The sequence below is a fragment of the Mycobacterium sp. IEC1808 genome (assembly GCF_002101935.1).
GTDB lineage: Bacteria > Actinomycetota > Actinomycetes > Mycobacteriales > Mycobacteriaceae > Mycobacterium.
Genome location: NZ_LQPV01000005.1, coordinates 221,048 through 236,767 on the forward strand (window position 1 = coordinate 221,048; position 15,720 = coordinate 236,767).

Here is a 15,720-nt window from a genome sequence, read left to right on the forward strand (position 1 = left end):
AGTTAAAAGTGCGCCGTCAGGGTTTCGAACCCCGGACCCGCTGATTAAGAGTCAGCTGCTCTACCAACTGAGCTAACGGCGCCGTCTACGGCCGAGACCGCGTAGGCGACAATAACAGGCGTCCTGCCGCCAAGCGAAATCCCGATGTCCCCCCAGGATAGCGGTTGAGTCGCGAGCGGGTGGTCCCCCGCCCGGTGGCGTAGGAAAGGTCTTGTTCGCCAAGAACTATCAAAATAGCGTCCCGCAGTAGGGCGCGCGCTCGGTGCTGAACGCGGCGTCCAGTTCGCGGATGGCACCCGGCCGCAGTTCGGTGAGGCGGTCCGCTCGCACCAGTTCGGAGGCGCGATGCGCCCCCATGTAGATGGTCGACAATTCGGCCAGGCCGATTTCGACGTCCGCCGGCCCCTCGTGCGGCGTGCATTTGCCGGCACCGTCACGGGTCTGGAGCTGGAATCGTCCGCCGGCGAGGTTGAGCGGGTCTGTGACCTCCAGCACGAGGTCGGTGTCCGCGGAGTATTCGCGTGCGCCAAGCACTTCGGGCACGTCGTTGATCCGCACCCACAGGAAATCGCTCATCCCCGTGGTCTGGGCGGTGCGTTGGTCGCGCAGTTTGAGCCGAAGCGGATCATCGACCGGTACGTCGATCTCGATGTTGTCGAACATCTCCAAGGCCAACAGCGTCTGCAGCAGCTCGGTGTGAGCTTCGTCGGTGATGGGGCAGAAGTCTTCGACGAGCACGGAGCCGAACGGCGGCCGAAAGGCGTGTTTGCCCGCACCGACGACGCGGTACGCCAGGAAGCCGTCCGGGTGAACGGTGAAGTTCAGCGCTGACCCGGTGCCCCGCTGGGTGGGCCTGTCCTCCAAAAAGTCGGCCCACCATGCGTCGTCTCGCTCCACCGCGCCGTTCGTGACCGCGCACCACCGTTCGTAGATTTCGGGCAAGAGTTCCTTCGCCTCCGCGGCGTTGACCTCGCGGGCTCGGTTGCCGTTCGGTGCGTCTCGAAGCTTCGCGAAGCGGCGGTCGATGGAGTAGCAGTGGGCGTAGCTCGCCACACCGGCGCCGAAACCGTCGTACATCGCGGTCTGGGTGGGAACTCCGCAGACGATCGGGTAACCGCGCTCGAGAAGCTTTCCCAGCCCCTGCGCACTGAGCTGCGCCCAAATTCCCGTTCCCTGATGCGTCGACGCGACCGCGATCATGGTCAGCCAGGCGGCCCGCAGGCTGCCGCCGCCGGGCACGGTGAGCCGGGCGCGATAGATGATTGATGTCCCCACCAGGGTCGGATGCTCGGGATCCGAGACATCCTCGGCGACCAGGATGTCCTCTAGCTCGACGCGGCGTTTCCAGGCTTCCACGGCGCGCGGGTCCACCGGGTCCCCGAAAGTGCGAGCCTGGTTCTCATAGACCGCCTGCCAGTCATTTTCGGTCGGATGCCTAATTATGATCGCGTCGTCGGTCGTGTTCATTGGTGGTCCAATCCGCTTCTAGCCCAGCCGAATCGGCGCTCCGGACGCCGAATCCTTATACCGGGGGCCCGCTCTCGTTCGATACCCGGGTGTCGGACCGTCAAACGTCAATTGACGCGGGCAACCCACCGCTGGGTGGGTCGGACGGCCCTCGTCTGGGTATAGCCATACCCCATGCTGCAAGGAATCACGCGGCTCGCCATTGCCGCGCCGCGTCGCATCATCGCGGCTACCCTCTTGATCCTGATAGGCGCCGCCATCTTCGGAATACCGGTGGTCAACCGCCTGTCGGGCGGCGGCTTCCAGGACCCGACGTCGGAATCCGCGCGGGCGACCGCCCTGCTCAGGGACCGATTCAACCAAACCGATCAGCAGATGCTGATCGCCGTTACCGACCCCACCGGCGCCCAAAGCGGCCCGGCGCGCCAGGTCGCCACCGACATCGTCGACCACCTGGAACGGTCGCCGTGGGTGCTGAATGTGTCCTCGGCCTGGACGTCGCCGCCGCAGGTCGCTACCCAGCTGGTCAGCAAGGACAGGTCGTCCGGCCTGATCGTGGCCGGGCTGAAAGGCGGCGAGAACGACGCACAGGATTACGCCAGCATCCTCGCCCGCGAGCTGGTGCACGACCGCGACGGCGTCACCGTGCGCGCCGGCGGCATGGCGGTGGCGTATGCGCAGATCAATGACCAAAACGCGGGCGACCTGCTGTTGATGGAGTCCATTGCGATCCCGCTGAGCTTCGCGGTGCTGGTCTGGGTGCTGGGCGGGGTGGTGGCCGCAGCGCTGCCGATCGGCGTGGGCGGGCTGGTCATCGTCTGCACGATGTCGCTGTTGCGGCTGATCAGCTTCGCGACCGACGTATCGACGTACGCCCTGGACCTGAGCATCGCGATGGGTCTTGCCCTCGCGATCGACTACAACCTGCTGATCATCAGCCGCTACCGCGAGGAGCTGGCACGCTCCGGCGAACGGGATCGAGCGCTGTTTCGGACGATGGCCACCGCTGGTCGCACCGTGCTGTTCTCGGCCACCACCGTCGGGTTGTCGATGGCCGTGATGGCGCTGTTCCCCATGTACTTCTTGAAATCGTCTGCCTACACCATCGTGGCCACCGCCGTGATGGTGGCGATCGCCACGGTGGTGGTAACGCCGGCGGCGATCACGCTGCTGGGTCCACGACTGGACGCGCTCGACGTCCGCCGGTGGTTCGCGCGCCGGGTGCCGCCGCGGTCGAAGTCGTGGCGCGACCATGCCCACAAGCCGGTCTATTCGCTGTTCTGGTACCGGTCGACCAAGTTCGTGCTGCGCCACGCCATGCCGGTCGGCCTGGCCGTCGTCGCGCTGCTGCTGTTGCTGGGCGCCCCATTCCTGGGGGTGAAGTGGGGCTTCCCGGACGAGCGCGTGCTGCCCCGCTCGGCGTCGGCGCGCCAGGTGGCCGACATGCTCGACAACGATTTCGGCAACGGATTAGGAACCTCGATATCCGTCGTCCTCCCCGACGCCCGCGGGGTGACAACCGCCGACCTGGAGCGCTACGCCGCCGCGCTGTCGCGCGTACCCGACGTGTCCGCCGTCACGGCGCCCACCGGGATGTTCGTGGCCGGATCCCTGGCCGGGCCGCCCGCCGCGGCCACCGGCATGGCCAACGGCAGCGCGTTCCTCACCGTGGCCACCACCGCGCCGCTGTATTCGCAGGCGTCGAACACCCAGCTCGACCGGTTGCACGCGGTCAGCGGGCCGGGCGGGCGGTCGGTGGAGATGACCGGGCTCGCGCAGATCAACCGCGACAGCGTCGACGCGATCACCCAGCGGCTGCCGGCCGTGCTGGCGCTCATCGCCGTCATCACGTTCGCCCTGCTGTTCCTGCTAACCGGCAGCGCCGTGCTACCGCTGCAGGCGCTCGTGTGCAATGTGTTGTCGTTGACGGCGGCGTTCGGCGCGATGGTGTGGATCTTCCAGAACGGGCACCTCGGCGCATTCGGGACCACACCGAACGGGACGTTGAACGCCAACATCCCAGTGTTGTTGTTCTGCATCGCATTTGGGCTCGCCATGGATTACGAGGTCTTCCTGGTCTCGCGGATCCACGAATACTGGCTTGCTTCTCCGGTCGCCCGCGAGGAGCGACCGAATCCCGCCGAGGCGCATGCGGTCACGGACGAAAGCACGGCGCTGGGCCTGGCCGGCATCGGCCGGGTCGTCACCACCGCCGCGCTGGTGATGTCGATCTCATTCGCCGCGCTGATCCCCGCGCACGTCTCGTTCATGCGAATGCTGGGTGTCGGCCTGACGCTTGCCGTGCTTGCCGATGCCACCCTGGTGCGGATGGTCCTGGTGCCCGCGTTCATCCACCTGCTCGGCCGGTGGACGTGGTGGGCGCCCCGGCCGTTGGTTCGGCTGCGTGAACGGTTGGCGACGGGGGAGGGCGACGCCGCCAAGGTTGGTCGGCGCCGTTGGGCCGCCGACGCCCACGAGCCGCGGCAGCCCCGGATCAGGAGATGGCCCAGCCGGGCGGTGACAGAGCGTGGTTAGCGCCGCCGTCCTGGCCTTGAGCTCCGCGCTCTGCATCGCCATCGGCGACGTCCTGCAGCAACGGGCTGCGCACTGCATCGAGGACAGGTCGATCGGCCACATCGCATTGCTCGGCACCCTGCTGCGCAACCGGCGGTGGTGGTGGGGTGCGCTGTTGCTCGTAGCCAGCATCGCGTTGCAGGCGGCCGCCCTGGGCAAGGGATCGGTGCTGCTGGTGCAGGCGCTGCTCATGCTTTCGCTGTTGTTCGCGCTGCCCATCAACGCCCGGTTGTGGCATCGCCGGGTGACCGTCGGCGAGTGGATCTGGGGCGGCTTGCTGACCGCCGCGGTGGTCGTGGTCGTGGTGGTCGGCAACCCAGGAGCCGGTCGCTCGAGCGCCCCGCTGGGAACCTGGCTGGCCGTGGCTGTCGTGCTTGCGCCGCTGCTGGTGGCGTGCGTCGTGGCCGGCCGGATTAGGGGTGGTGCCATGGCCGCCGCGCTGTTCGCGTTCGTGTCGGGGTCGCTGTGGGGTGTTTTCGGGGTGCTGACCAAGGAGGTCGTCGCCCGGCTCGGCGATGGCGGGTGGGCCGTGGCCCGAACCCCCGAGCTGTACGCCTGCGTGCTGGCCGCGGCGGGGGGCGTGGTCTGGAGTCAGGCGGCGTTCCGGGCCGGGCCCCTGACCGCTTCGATGCCCACGCTGCAGATGTCGCAGCCGGTGGTGGCGGCGGTGCTGGGCGTCGTCGTCCTCGGCGAGACGCTGAACGCGGGCCGCGCCGGCATAGCCGCCCTGGTGGTCGCTGCGCTGGTCATGACGGCAGCGATCTTCAAGCTCGCCCGTGTCGAGGCCGTCGTGACCCGCGATGGCGTCGAGGCCGGCCGGCGCCGGGTCAGCCAACCGACGTAATCGCGTGCGCGGCGGTCCGCGGGTTTCGCAGGCGGACTGCGCAATCCGTTCGCATAGCGCATTGTGAGCAGCCAAAAACCAATTACAATGCTTCCACTCTGGTCAGCGGTGACCGAATATGCCGATCGAATTGGAAGGTCGCTCGATGACGCCTTTGCGCAGACGTCGATCATGGCTGGCTGTCGCCATGGTCGTGTTTGCTGTCGTCGCCGTTGCCTGCAGCAGCAGTCACACCGCCGCGCCGGCGAAGGTCATCTTCGACAAGGGCACCCCATTCGCCGACCTGCTGGTCCCGAAGCTCACCACCTCGGTGACCGACGGCGCCGTCGGCGTCACGGTGGACGCGCCGGTGACGGTCAGCGTTGCCGACGGTGTTATCGGGTCGGTCACGATGGTCAACGAGAACGGCAAGATGGTCAATGGGCAGCTGAGCCCCGACGGGCTGCGTTGGTCGACGACCGACCAACTGGGCTACAACCGGCGCTACACGCTGAACGTGAAGGCGCTGGGCCTCGGTGGGGCCGCGACCCGGCAGATGACCTTCCAGACGAGTTCACCGGCCCACCTGACGATGCCCTACGTGGCGCCGGGCGACGGTGAGGTGGTCGGCATCGGTGAGCCGGTGGCGATCCGCTTCGACGAGAACATCGCCAACCGCGCCGCGGCGCAGAAGGCGATCGTCATCACCACCAACCCGCCCGTCGAGGGCGCGTTCTACTGGCTGAACAACCGCGAGGTGCGTTGGCGCCCAGAGCATTTCTGGAAGTCGGGCACCGCCATCGACGTGGCGGTCAACACCTACGGCGTCGATCTGGGTGACGGGATGTTCGGCGAGGACAACGTCAAGACGCACTTCACCATCGGCGACGAGGTCATCTCGACGGCCGACGACAACACCAAGATGGTGACCGTGCGCGTCAACGGCGAAGTCGTCAAGACGATGCCGACCTCGATGGGCAAGGACAGCACGCCCACGGCAAACGGCTTTTATATCGTCGGCGGTCGGTACAAGCACATCATCATGGACTCCTCGACCTACGGCGTGCCGGTCAACTCGCCCAACGGGTATCGCACCGATGTCGAGTGGGCCACACAGATTTCGTATAGCGGCGTCTTCGTGCATTCCGCGCCCTGGTCGGTCGGCGCTCAGGGCCACACGAACACCAGCCACGGCTGTCTGAACGTGAGCCCGAGCAACGCCGAGTGGTTTTACGACCACAGCAAGAGCGGCGACATCGTCGAGGTGGTCCACACCGTGGGATCGACGCTGCCCGGCACCGAGGGACTGGGCGACTGGAACGTCCCGTGGCCGGTGTGGCAGGCCGGTAACGCGAATACCTAACCTGGCGACCCGTTCCGGCGGCTCGGCAATGCGTCTTTCACGTTTCATTCATTCGTCCGCGACCTGAACGTTGTAGGGTGCCGGGCCATGAGCACCCCTTCCCCCGGGCCCGGTTGGTGGCTGGCGTCGGACGGCAATTGGTACCCGCAGCGTTGGGAGACCACCTTCGTCCATTACACGAACGAGTCTTTGGACGCCGTGATCGAAGAGGCGGCCCGCCAGTCCAAGGTCTACGGAGAGCAGGGCTGGGAGATCGTCGGCTCCTCGGTGCAACGCGTCCAGGTCGCCCGCCACTTCAGCGACTACGACAAGGGCGGCGACCACTATTTCGAGTGGAGCATCGTCTGCACACTGAAACGGCCGCTGGCGCCGGGATAACCGCACCCTTACAAAAAGGCCGGAGGACGAGACGCCCTCCGGCCTGTTGGGGTGGCTGACGGGACTCGAACCCGCGACACCCAGGATCACAACCTGGTGCTCTACCAGCTGAACTACAGCCACCATTGCCGCGAGCCGGCACCCGTAACTGGGCCAACGAGCGGCGATCATCGATACTAGCCGCTCGGTGGCTCGGTCTCCGAATCGATTGTTCGAGTTGGATTCTCTGCGTCCTGAAGATCGGCGACCACCATCTCGATTTCGCTGGTAGACGGCCCCGGCAGGGGCACGAATGCGGTCCGCCGGTAGTACTGCAGTTCGCGGATGGATTCGTGGATGTCGGCCAGCGCCCGGTGCGTGAGCCCCTTGGCGGGCTGGCCGTAGTAGATGCGCGGATACCAGCGCCGGCAGAGTTCCTTGATGGAGCTGACGTCGATCATCCGGTAGTGCAGGTAGGAGTCCAGCTTCGGCATGTCGCGGGCGATGAACGAACGGTCCGTGGCGATCGAGTTGCCGGCCAGCGGCGCCGTCTTGGGTTGCTTGACGTGCGTGGTGATGTAGTCCAACACCATCGCCTCGGCGGTCGCCAGGTCGACGGTGGACGCTTTCACCTCGTCGATGAGCCCCGAGCGCGAATGCATTTCGGCGACCACGTCGATCATCGACGACAGCGCGGCGTCGTCGGCGTGGATCACCACGTCGACCCCGTCGCCCAGGACGTTCAGCTCGGCGTCGGTGACCAGCACCGCGATCTCGATCAGCTTGTCCGAGGCCAGGTCCAGCCCCGTCATCTCGCAGTCGATCCACACCAATTCGTCGCGCACAGCGCTCAGCGTATGCGCAATTGAGCTCTGCCTCTGCCAGGGCCCGGGAAGTAGTGTGAGTGTGCCGGACCGGACGGGCGCGACTCGGAAAGAGGGGCGAGCACGATGACCACCGAATCAGCGGCGACACCCGCGCAGCGGATTGCCAGCGGTTACGCCGTCCAGGGCCAGGCTTTGGAATTGGGCACGGTCGTCGTCGACGGGGCGGCGGACCCGACCGCGCAGATTCGCATCCCGCTGGCCACCGTCAACCGCCACGGGCTGGTGGCCGGGGCGACGGGAACCGGCAAAACCAAGACGCTGCAACTGATCGCCGAACAGCTCAGCGCCGCGGGCGTGCCCGTGCTGATGGCCGATGTGAAGGGCGACCTGTCCGGGCTGTCCCGGCCCGGAGAAGCCAACGACAAGACCGCCGCGCGTGCGAAAGACACCGGCGACAACTGGACGGGGACGGCGTTCCCGGTGGAGTTCCTTTCGTTGGGTACCAAGGGAATCGGCGTGCCGATACGTGCGACGGTCGACAGCTTCGGCCCCGTTCTGCTGTCAAAGGTATTGGGGCTCAACGCGACCCAGGAGTCGACCCTCGGGTTGATCTTCCATTGGGCGAAGGGTCGAGACTGGCGGCTGGTCACCACCGACGATCTGCGCGGCGCCATCAGCTACCTGACCAGCGACGCGGGCAAGGAAGACCTGAAGTCCCTGGGCGGCGTGTCGGCGACGACGGCGGGCGTCATCCTGCGGGCGCTGGTGAACCTCGACGCCGAGGGTGGCGACACGTTCTTCGGCGAGCCCAAGCTCGACCCGAACGATCTGCTGCGCGCCGACGGCCAGGGCCAGGGCATCATCTCGCTGCTGGAGTTCACCGGTCAGTCGGTGCGTCCCGTCATCTTCTCCACCTTCCTCATGTGGTTGCTCGCCGACCTGTACGCAAAACTCCCCGAGATCGGCGACGTGGACCGGCCCAAGCTCGTCTTCTTCTTCGACGAGGCGCACCTGTTGTTCGCCGACGCGTCCAAGGCGTTCCTCGAGCAGGTCGAACAGACCGTCAAGCTGATCCGCTCCAAGGGTGTCGGGGTCTTCTTCTGCACCCAGCTACCCACCGACATACCCAATGACGTGTTGTCTCAGCTGGGAGCTCGGGTGCAGCACGCGTTGCGGGCGTTCACGCCCGACGATCAGCAGGCTCTGTCCAAGACCGTGCGCACCTATCCGAAAACCGATGTCTACGACCTGCAGTCGGCGCTGACGTCGCTGGGGATCGGCGAGGCCGTCGTGACCGTGCTGTCGGAGAAGGGCGCGCCGACGCCGGTCGCGTGGACCCGCATGCGGGTGCCTCGTTCGCTGATGGCCTCGATCGGCACCGACGCGATCACGGAAGGGGCCAAAGGCAGTCCGCTGCAAGCCAAGTACGGGCAAACGGTTCAACAACCGGCGCAGCCCCAGGCCGGTCCGCAAGTTCCGCAAGCCCAGTCCGACTACCCGCCGGTCCCGCCGAACGAGCCGATTCCGCCGATGCCCGCTCCCGTGGAGCCGGCCGAACCGAAGGGTCCGGCCATGTGGGAGGAAGTCCTGAAAAACCCGACGGTGAAAAGCGGCATCAACACCGCGATCCGCGAAGCGGTGAAAGCGATCTTCGGTACCGGCGGACGACGCCGGAAGTAGCGCCTACCGCAAATTCGGCGTTTTATCAGCCGGGTGCGTGACGGCCCCCGGCTTGAGGTGGCTGACCAAAATGCAGTCCAACATCTCCTCGGAGAAGTAATGTTCGCAACCGCGCAGATACTTCATGTACTGGTTGTAGGTCTCTTCGGAGGTGACCTCAACGGCCTTCTCCTTGTTGGCCTCCAGCGCGTCACCCCAGAGACGCAGCGTCCGGATGTAGTGCCGACGCAACGAAACCGGTTCTGGCACAATAAATCCCGCCTTTTCGGCGTGTTCGATCATCATCGACGTTGACGGCAGCCGCGCACCGGGGAAGATATCGGTGATCATGAACCTGATGAATCGCATCGTCTCGAAGGTCAGCTTCTTGCCGCGGGCGGCCAGGTCGTACGGGTGGTAGCTGACGTTGCTCTGGATCGTCATCCGACCGTCGTCCGGCATGATGTCGAAGCACCGCTTGAAGAAGTCGCCGTAGTTCTCGTGTCCGAAGTGCTCGAAGGCCTCGATCGATACGATCCGGTCGACGGGCTCGAAAAAGTCTTCCCAATGCTGCAGCCGAACCTCGCGCGACCGAGTGCCGTCGATGGCGCTGAGGGCCTGTTCGCAATGGGCATGCTGATTGTGGGACAGCGTTAAGCCGATGACGTTGACGTCGAATCTTTCGACGGCGCGCTTCATGGTGGTGCCCCAGCCGCAGCCGATGTCCAGCAGCGTCATCCCCGGCTTGAGGTCCAGCTTGTCGAGGTTGAGGTCAATCTTGGCGAACTGCGCCTCTTCGAGCGTGAGATCCGGCGGCTCGAAGTAGGCGCAGCTATACGTGCGGCTGGGGTCCTGGAACAGCGCGAAGAAGTCGTCTGAGAGGTCGTAGTGTGCCCGGATGTCTTCGGGACGGGTCCGTGTCTTGGTCGGACCGCGCTGCACCTCGGCGATGTTCGTCATCTCCCCCCGAACGAAATGCACTGTCTGTGCAGAATACCCGCGTCGCTCCCCGTATGGGGGGAAGTCTAAGGGGTTCGCCGGGCGTGGCCTGTCGTTCGGCGGATACCGCTTCGGTGACCCCGAACACACGCCCGAGACCGGCGCGCCGCACTCAGGGCGACACTTCGGAATGGTTCTGAGCCTGCGCGCCATTGGCGGCGACAAAGGGAACCCCTTCGTGACGAACTGGAGAGCCGCCGGAAGTAGCCCCTACCCACCGCCGAGCTTCTTGTAGAAACTGCCCGCGATCGGCGCGACGATTGCGCGAGGGGCGTACCCGCTGGCCACCGACATGGCCTTCGACGTCAGGCCGGGCACCACGCGCATCTTATTGCGCTCCAACGCATCCAAGGAAATCTGTGCGGTGTGCTCCGTCGAGATCCACAGAAAGTCGGGTACCAGCTTCTCCACCAGGGACCGTTCGGCCTCATCGGGGAGGTCGGTGCGAACCGGCCCCGGCGCCAACAGCGTGACGTGCACACCAGAGTTGCGCAGTTCGCCGCGCAACGATTCGCTGAACGTGTTGGCGAACGCCTTGGTGGCCGCATAGGTGGCGTTGTAGGGGATCGGCGAATTGCCCGCCGCCGAACCGGAGATCAAGATGCCGCCCGCCTTGCGCTCGACCATGCCGGGCAGCACCGCCAACGTAAGGTCATGCACGGCAATGGCATTCAGCTGCACCTGCGCCTTCTCGCCCGCCGGGTCGAGGCCGGCGACCGGACCGAACGTCGCCGTCCCCGCGTTGGCGCACAGGATCGAGATGGGCCGGGCGGCGAGCTCGTCGCACAGTTTCGCCCGTTCCGTCGGATCCGCCAGGTCGGCGGGGCGCACCTCGACAACGACTCCGTACTTGTCGGTCAGCCGGGTGGCCAAGTCGTTGAGCAGGTCCTCGCGGCGCGCGGTCACGATCAGGTTGTGCCCGCGGGCGGCGAGTTCGGTGGCCAGCGCCGCGCCGATGTTTTGCGAAGCCCCGGTGACAACGGCGCGCGCGTCGGGACTGGGAGCTGGGACCGGCATGCGGCCAATGGTAGACAGCCTCGCACCCAATAGAGTGCCGAGCATGAGTCAGCGAGGGCCGGACGCCGTCGGGCCCGTGCCATCGCAGGTGGTGGCGTGGGCGCTGTGGGACTGCGGCTCCCTCGGCATGAACGCGATCGTGGCGACCTTCGTCTTCTCGGTCTACCTGACCGGTAGCGTCGGGGCCGGAATGTCCGGTGGAACCTCGCCGGCGAGTTGGCTCGGTCGCTCGCTCGCGGTCGCGGGGTTGACCATCGCGGTGCTGGCGCCGGTCGTGGGGGTGTGGGTGGAGGCCCCGCACCGTCGGCGGGTGGTGCTGACGGTCTTGAGCGGTCTCGCCGTCGCGTCGACCAGTTCGATGTTCTTGATCCGCGACGATCCCAGCTATCTGTGGGCGGGCTTGGTGCTGCTGTCGGCCACGGCCGCGTGCGGTGATCTCGCCGGGGTTCCCTACAACGCCATGCTGCGTCAGGTCTCGACGCCGCAGACGGCGGGGCGCATCTCCGGCTTCGGCGCGGCGTCGGGGTTTACCGGCAGTGTGGTCCTGCTGCTACTGGTCTATTTCGGGTTCATCGCCGGAACCGGCCCGAAGCGCGGGCTGCTGCACCTGCCCGTCCACGACGGGCTCTATGTCCGGGCGGCGATGCTGCTGACCGCGGCGTGGTTCGCCGTGCTGGCGCTACCGCTGCTGTTCGTCGCCCACCGGCTGCCGGACTCCGGCGAAACGTCGCGCGCGACCAGCATGCTGGGCGGCTATCGCAAACTGTGGGCAGAGGTGCGCGCAGAGTGGCGCCGCAACCGCAACCTGGTCTATTTCCTGGGGGCCAGCGCGCTGTTCCGGGACGGACTGGCGGCCATCTTCGGCTTCGGCGCCGTTCTCGGCGTCAACGTGTACGGCCTGTCCCAGGCCGACGTGCTGGTGTTCGGCGTGGCGGCCAGCGTGGTGGCCGCGATCGGCGCGATGACCGGCGGGTTCGTCGACCACCGGATCGGATCCAAACCGGTGATCGTCGGCTCGCTGGTCGCGCTCATCGCTGTGTCGGCCACCATGATGGCGGTGTCCGGTCCGCACGCGTTCTGGCTCTGCGGACTGTTGCTGGCCATGTTCGTCGGTCCTTCCCTGGCGTCGTCGCGCGCACTGCTGCTGCAGTTGGCGAAGGACGGCGGGGAGGGCGTCGCGTTCGGCCTCTACACGATGACGGGACGGGCCGTCGCGTTCGTGGCGCCATGGCTGTTCTCCGTCTTCGTCGACGTCTTCGGCGCCGTGCGTGCCGGGATTGGCGGGATCTGTCTGGTGCTGACCGCCGGACTGGTGGCGATGCTGGTGGTTCGGGTTCCGGCGCGCGCCGGCCAGCCCGCGTAGGCCTAGCCGCGCGCGTCGCAGACCGTCAGGCCCACCCCTTCGCGCTGGCTCACCTGGACCCCGGCGACGGTCAGCGAGCAGGTGACGTTGTGGCCGAAGTTGACGACCGTGACGTTCGGCGGATGCGCCGCCGACTTGGACAGGCTGACCTCTTTGCTCCACGGCAGCGCGACGTTGAACTCGGTCTGCAGCATGTCACCGGTGCCGATGTAGACGATGCTGAGCGCGCGGCCCTCGCCGGTGACGTTGTAGACGACGTCTTGCATCTCCACCGGGCCGGTCGTCTCGGGCGGCGTGCCCGACGCCGTCGGCGGCGGCAACGGCCGGAAGGTGCGCGACGGCGGGGTCGTCCGGGTTGACGGGCTCGGCGTCGGCGTTTCCACGGTCGAACCGGGCATGGCCGGCAGCGGCGGAACAACGGTCTGGTTCCTGATCGCGTCGTTGACCAGCACCAGCGCTATCACCAGCGCGACCGCCAACAGCACCGCCACACCGGCGCCGATCCACAACCAGCGCGGCGGCTTCCGGCCCCCCGGCGCCGGGGGCGCGGCCCCCTCGGGCGGTGCCTCACCCGACGGCGGCAGCTCCTGCTGCCAGTACCCGGGCAACTGTTTGGTGTCGTTCAGACCGGAGGTCCATTGCGAGCCATACCCGCCGTAGGTGGGCGCGTAGGGCCCCGCCTGGTCGGCATATGCGGGGTCGACGGGCGGATACGGGTAACCCTGCCGCCCGGCCGGTCCTGACCCAGATAGAGGGGGACTAAACCGCTCGGGTCGACGTGGATCGTTCATGTCCACCTCATGGCTTGCAGGGTACCTGGGCCGGGCGGTTCGGCGGTGAGACTCCGGAGTACGCGACTCAGGGGCAGTAATTGCCAGCACTGAGCGCGGCGACCGTCATCGCCCGCATGACCGCGCGTGACCGCGTCGCGCGAGCCGGTCGCGACCGCGTGTCGTCCGGCGACTTCATGCTGTGCGGTGTCGAGTTCAGCAGGCCGAACACCGCGTGGGCCGTCAGCCGGGCGTCGGCCTCGGCCAGCTTGGGATTGAGCTCACGCAGTACACCCACCCAAACCTCGACATATTGACGCTGCGCCTTGCGTACCTGCTTTTCAGCGGCCTCGGGCAGGTGCGCCAGGTCCCGATCCTGGATCCGGATCAGGTCGGGTTCACCCAGGGCGAAGTCGAGGTGGAAGTCGATGAGCTCGTCCAACGCGGCTGTCGCGTCGGCATTGCGGGCTCGCGCGCTCCGGGCGCCGGCGAGCAGGCGGGTGCTGATCCCCACCAGCAACTCGACCAGCATCGACTCCTTGTTGGGGAAGTGGCGATAGATCGCCGGGCCGCTGACCCCGGCGGCTGCGCCGATGTCTTCCAGGCGCACCGCCAGGAAGCCGCGCTCGGCGAAGAGCCGTTCGGCGGCCGACAGGAGTTGCAAGCGCCGGTCGGACTTCAACTGGCTCCGGCGATTTGGGGCGTCGGCCGGGGCGGGCCGGCCCTCCGGTGCGGAAGCAGTCACGACGGGTCTCCGTCCGCTCGGTTAATCATCACTAACTTAGCACGAGCGCGGCCCGGTTACAGATGTCCGAGAAGGGTTTACGGTGGGTAACCGAACCAGCCGGAGGCGCCGTGGCACACCTTTCATACGACCGGGGGCCGAGCGATCCGCCGTTGCTCGAAATGACGATCGGGGCCAACCTCGCCGCCACGGCCGCCGAGCATCCGCAACGCGACGCACTCGTCGACGTGGCCGCGGGGCAACGCTGGAGCTACGCCGAGTTGCTGGCCTCCGTGCGCAGGTTGGCAACGGGATTGGTGGGTGCCGGAATTCGCCGGGGCGATCGGGTCGGGATCTGGGCGCCCAACCGGTGGGAGTGGGTGCTCGTCCAGTACGCGACCGCCGACATCGGCGCGACGCTGGTCACCATCAACCCGGCCTACCGGGAACGCGAATTGGACTATGCGTTAAGGCAATCCGGGGTCGCGATGGTGATCGCCGCCCGCGATTTCAAGACCGCCGACTACGCCGCCATGCTGCGCGAGGTGGCGCCGCACTGCCCGGACCTGAGCGAGGTGGTGCTCCTGGACGGCGAGCGCTGGGCCGAGCTGGCCGCCACCGATGCCGACCCGACAAGGCTGGCGGAGATCGCGGCCGGCCTGGGTTGCCGCGACCCGATCAACATCCAATACACTTCCGGCACAACGGGATACCCGAAGGCGGCGACGCTGACCCACCGCAGCATCCTGAACAACGGCTACCTGGTCGGCGAGCTGCTCGGGTACACCGCGCGGGATCGGATCTGCATCCCGGTGCCCTTCTATCACTGCTTCGGCATGGTGATGGGCAACCTGGCGGCAACCAGTCACGGCGCGTGCATGGTGATTCCGGCGCCGGGTTTCGACCCCGCCGCTACGCTGCGGGCGGTGCAGGCCGAACGCTGCACCAGCCTCTACGGCGTCCCGACGATGTTCATCGCCGAGCTCGGCCTGCCCGATTTCGACGACTACGAATTGGGCAGCCTGCGCACCGGGATCATGGCCGGCTCGCCCTGCCCGGTCGAGGTGATGCGCAAGGTGATCGAGCGCATGCACATGCCGGGCGTCTCCATCTGCTACGGCATGACCGAAACATCGCCGGTGTCAACCCAGACGCGCTTCGACGACTCACTGGAACGGCGGGTCGCGACGGTCGGCCGGGTGGGTCCGCATCTGGAGGTCAAGGTGGTGGACGCGACGGGCGGGCACACCGTGCCGCGCGGGGTGGCGGGCGAGTTCTGCACGCGGGGCTATTCGGTGATGGCCGGGTATTGGAACGACCCGCAGCGGACCGCCGAGGTTATCGACGCGGACGGCTGGATGCACACCGGGGACCTGGCCGTGATGGACGAATGCGGCTATGTCCAGATCACCGGTCGCATCAAGGACCTCATCGTCCGCGGCGGGGAGAACATCTCACCGCGCGAGATCGAAGAGTTCCTGTACACCCACCCCGACGTCGTCGACGCCCAGGTCATCGGGGTGCCCGACAAACGGTATGGCGAGGAGGTCATGGCGGTGGTGATGCTGCGCGCTGGAGCGCCGGCGCTGACCATCGAGGGCCTGCGCGAGTTCTGCGCCGGGCGGATCGCGCACTTCAAGGTCCCGCGCTACCTGCGGATCGTCGACGAGTTCCCGATGACGGTCACCGGCAAGGTACGCAAGACCGAGATACGCGAGCAAGCGATCGAGTACCTGCGTGACCAGGGCTGAGCGCCCTGGACGCAGCGTGCTCGGCG

13 protein-coding genes and 2 tRNA genes are annotated in these 15,720 nt (G+C 66.9%); 7 read left to right on the top strand and 8 right to left on the bottom strand.

The genetic code is table 11. The features are described from left to right. Nucleotides 1-9 precede the first annotated feature (9 nt). Nucleotides 10-82: transfer RNA gene (locus AWB92_RS02225), tRNA-Lys, on the bottom strand. A gap of 146 nt (nt 83-228) precedes the next feature. Beyond that, a complete protein-coding gene (locus AWB92_RS02230) occupies nt 229-1,467 on the bottom strand; it encodes a GNAT family N-acetyltransferase (protein WP_085183868.1) in 1,239 nt (412 codons plus the stop codon). A 174-nt stretch (nt 1,468-1,641) separates the two neighbouring features. Here AWB92_RS02230 and AWB92_RS02235 point away from each other — a divergent pair, with 174 nt between their 5' ends. The 4 genes from AWB92_RS02235 (at nt 1,642) to AWB92_RS02250 (ending at nt 6,605) form a co-directional block, all read left to right on the top strand. Next, nucleotides 1,642-4,002 (top strand): MMPL family transporter, encoded by a 2,361-nt coding sequence (locus AWB92_RS02235; RefSeq protein WP_085183869.1) that lies wholly within the window; start codon nt 1,642-1,644, stop codon nt 4,000-4,002. Continuing rightward, nucleotides 3,995-4,885 (top strand): DMT family transporter, encoded by an 891-nt coding sequence (locus AWB92_RS02240; RefSeq protein ID WP_085183870.1) that lies wholly within the window; start codon nt 3,995-3,997, stop codon nt 4,883-4,885. Before AWB92_RS02235 ends, AWB92_RS02240 begins: the two co-directional genes overlap by 8 nt. Before the next feature lie 118 nt (nt 4,886-5,003). Then, nucleotides 5,004-6,227, top strand: coding sequence for an Ig-like domain-containing protein (locus tag AWB92_RS02245; RefSeq protein ID WP_173817327.1), 1,224 nt, complete (start codon nt 5,004-5,006; stop codon nt 6,225-6,227). A gap of 87 nt (nt 6,228-6,314) precedes the next feature. After that, the gene (locus tag AWB92_RS02250; RefSeq protein WP_067155278.1) at nt 6,315-6,605 is read left to right on the top strand and encodes a hypothetical protein; all 291 of its coding nucleotides are present in this window, start codon (nt 6,315-6,317) and stop codon (nt 6,603-6,605) included. Nucleotides 6,606-6,652: 47 nt separating this feature from the next. On the opposite strand, the gene AWB92_RS02255 is transcribed toward AWB92_RS02250, so the two are convergent. Together AWB92_RS02255 and orn are read right to left on the bottom strand one after the other, a co-directional pair. Further along, a tRNA-His gene (locus AWB92_RS02255) sits at nt 6,653-6,728 on the bottom strand. A 53-nt stretch (nt 6,729-6,781) separates the two neighbouring features. Beyond that, a complete protein-coding gene (gene orn, locus AWB92_RS02260; protein ID WP_085183871.1) occupies nt 6,782-7,429 on the bottom strand; it encodes an oligoribonuclease in 648 nt (215 codons plus the stop codon). Nucleotides 7,430-7,534: 105 nt separating this feature from the next. Here orn and AWB92_RS02265 point away from each other — a divergent pair, with 105 nt between their 5' ends. After that, nucleotides 7,535-9,091: a helicase HerA-like domain-containing protein gene (locus tag AWB92_RS02265; RefSeq protein ID WP_085183872.1), complete on the top strand. Its 1,557-nt coding sequence runs from the start codon at nt 7,535-7,537 to the stop codon at nt 9,089-9,091. 3 nt (nt 9,092-9,094) lie between these two features. Here the strand turns inward: AWB92_RS02265 and mmaA4 are convergent, their stop codons facing one another. Together mmaA4 and cmrA are read right to left on the bottom strand one after the other, a co-directional pair. After that, nucleotides 9,095-10,030: a hydroxymycolate synthase MmaA4 gene (mmaA4, locus tag AWB92_RS02270; protein ID WP_142281918.1), complete on the bottom strand. Its 936-nt coding sequence runs from the start codon at nt 10,028-10,030 to the stop codon at nt 9,095-9,097. 249 nt (nt 10,031-10,279) lie between these two features. Next, nucleotides 10,280-11,086: a mycolate reductase gene (gene cmrA, locus AWB92_RS02275; protein ID WP_085183873.1), complete on the bottom strand. Its 807-nt coding sequence runs from the start codon at nt 11,084-11,086 to the stop codon at nt 10,280-10,282. A 43-nt stretch (nt 11,087-11,129) separates the two neighbouring features. Between cmrA and AWB92_RS02280 the strand changes: the two genes are divergently transcribed. Then, nucleotides 11,130-12,449 (top strand): MFS transporter, encoded by a 1,320-nt coding sequence (locus tag AWB92_RS02280; RefSeq protein WP_085183874.1) that lies wholly within the window; start codon nt 11,130-11,132, stop codon nt 12,447-12,449. 2 nt (nt 12,450-12,451) lie between these two features. Here the strand turns inward: AWB92_RS02280 and AWB92_RS02285 are convergent, their stop codons facing one another. Both AWB92_RS02285 and AWB92_RS02290 read right to left on the bottom strand, forming a co-directional pair. Next, nucleotides 12,452-13,240 carry an MmpS family transport accessory protein gene (locus AWB92_RS02285; RefSeq protein WP_085183875.1) on the bottom strand — a complete coding sequence of 263 codons (789 nt, stop codon included), beginning with the start codon at nt 13,238-13,240 and terminating at the stop codon, nt 12,452-12,454. A gap of 67 nt (nt 13,241-13,307) precedes the next feature. Further along, nucleotides 13,308-13,964 carry a TetR/AcrR family transcriptional regulator gene (locus tag AWB92_RS02290; RefSeq protein WP_085183876.1) on the bottom strand — a complete coding sequence of 219 codons (657 nt, stop codon included), beginning with the start codon at nt 13,962-13,964 and terminating at the stop codon, nt 13,308-13,310. 161 nt (nt 13,965-14,125) lie between these two features. On the opposite strand from AWB92_RS02290, the gene AWB92_RS02295 reads away from it, so the two are divergent. Continuing rightward, nucleotides 14,126-15,694 (top strand): AMP-binding protein, encoded by a 1,569-nt coding sequence (locus AWB92_RS02295; protein ID WP_241523346.1) that lies wholly within the window; start codon nt 14,126-14,128, stop codon nt 15,692-15,694. Nucleotides 15,695-15,720 lie beyond the last annotated feature (26 nt).

Excerpts from the sequence above, each read along its gene's own strand:
- cmrA (WP_085183873.1), bottom strand. The coding sequence starts at position 11,086 with ATGCCGGTCCCAGCTCCCAGTCCCGACGCGCGCGCCGTTGTCACCGGG.
- AWB92_RS02295 (WP_241523346.1), top strand. The coding sequence starts at position 14,126 with ATGACGATCGGGGCCAACCTCGCCGCCACGGCCGCCGAGCATCCGCAA.
- mmaA4 (WP_142281918.1), bottom strand. The coding sequence starts at position 10,030 with ATGACGAACATCGCCGAGGTGCAGCGCGGTCCGACCAAGACACGGACC.
- AWB92_RS02235 (WP_085183869.1), top strand. The coding sequence starts at position 1,642 with ATGCTGCAAGGAATCACGCGGCTCGCCATTGCCGCGCCGCGTCGCATC.
- AWB92_RS02280 (WP_085183874.1), top strand. The coding sequence starts at position 11,130 with ATGAGTCAGCGAGGGCCGGACGCCGTCGGGCCCGTGCCATCGCAGGTG.
- AWB92_RS02265 (WP_085183872.1), top strand. The coding sequence starts at position 7,535 with ATGACCACCGAATCAGCGGCGACACCCGCGCAGCGGATTGCCAGCGGT.
- AWB92_RS02245 (WP_173817327.1), top strand. The coding sequence starts at position 5,004 with ATGCCGATCGAATTGGAAGGTCGCTCGATGACGCCTTTGCGCAGACGT.
- AWB92_RS02250 (WP_067155278.1), top strand. The coding sequence starts at position 6,315 with ATGAGCACCCCTTCCCCCGGGCCCGGTTGGTGGCTGGCGTCGGACGGC.
- AWB92_RS02230 (WP_085183868.1), bottom strand. The coding sequence starts at position 1,467 with ATGAACACGACCGACGACGCGATCATAATTAGGCATCCGACCGAAAAT.
- AWB92_RS02285 (WP_085183875.1), bottom strand. The coding sequence starts at position 13,240 with ATGAACGATCCACGTCGACCCGAGCGGTTTAGTCCCCCTCTATCTGGG.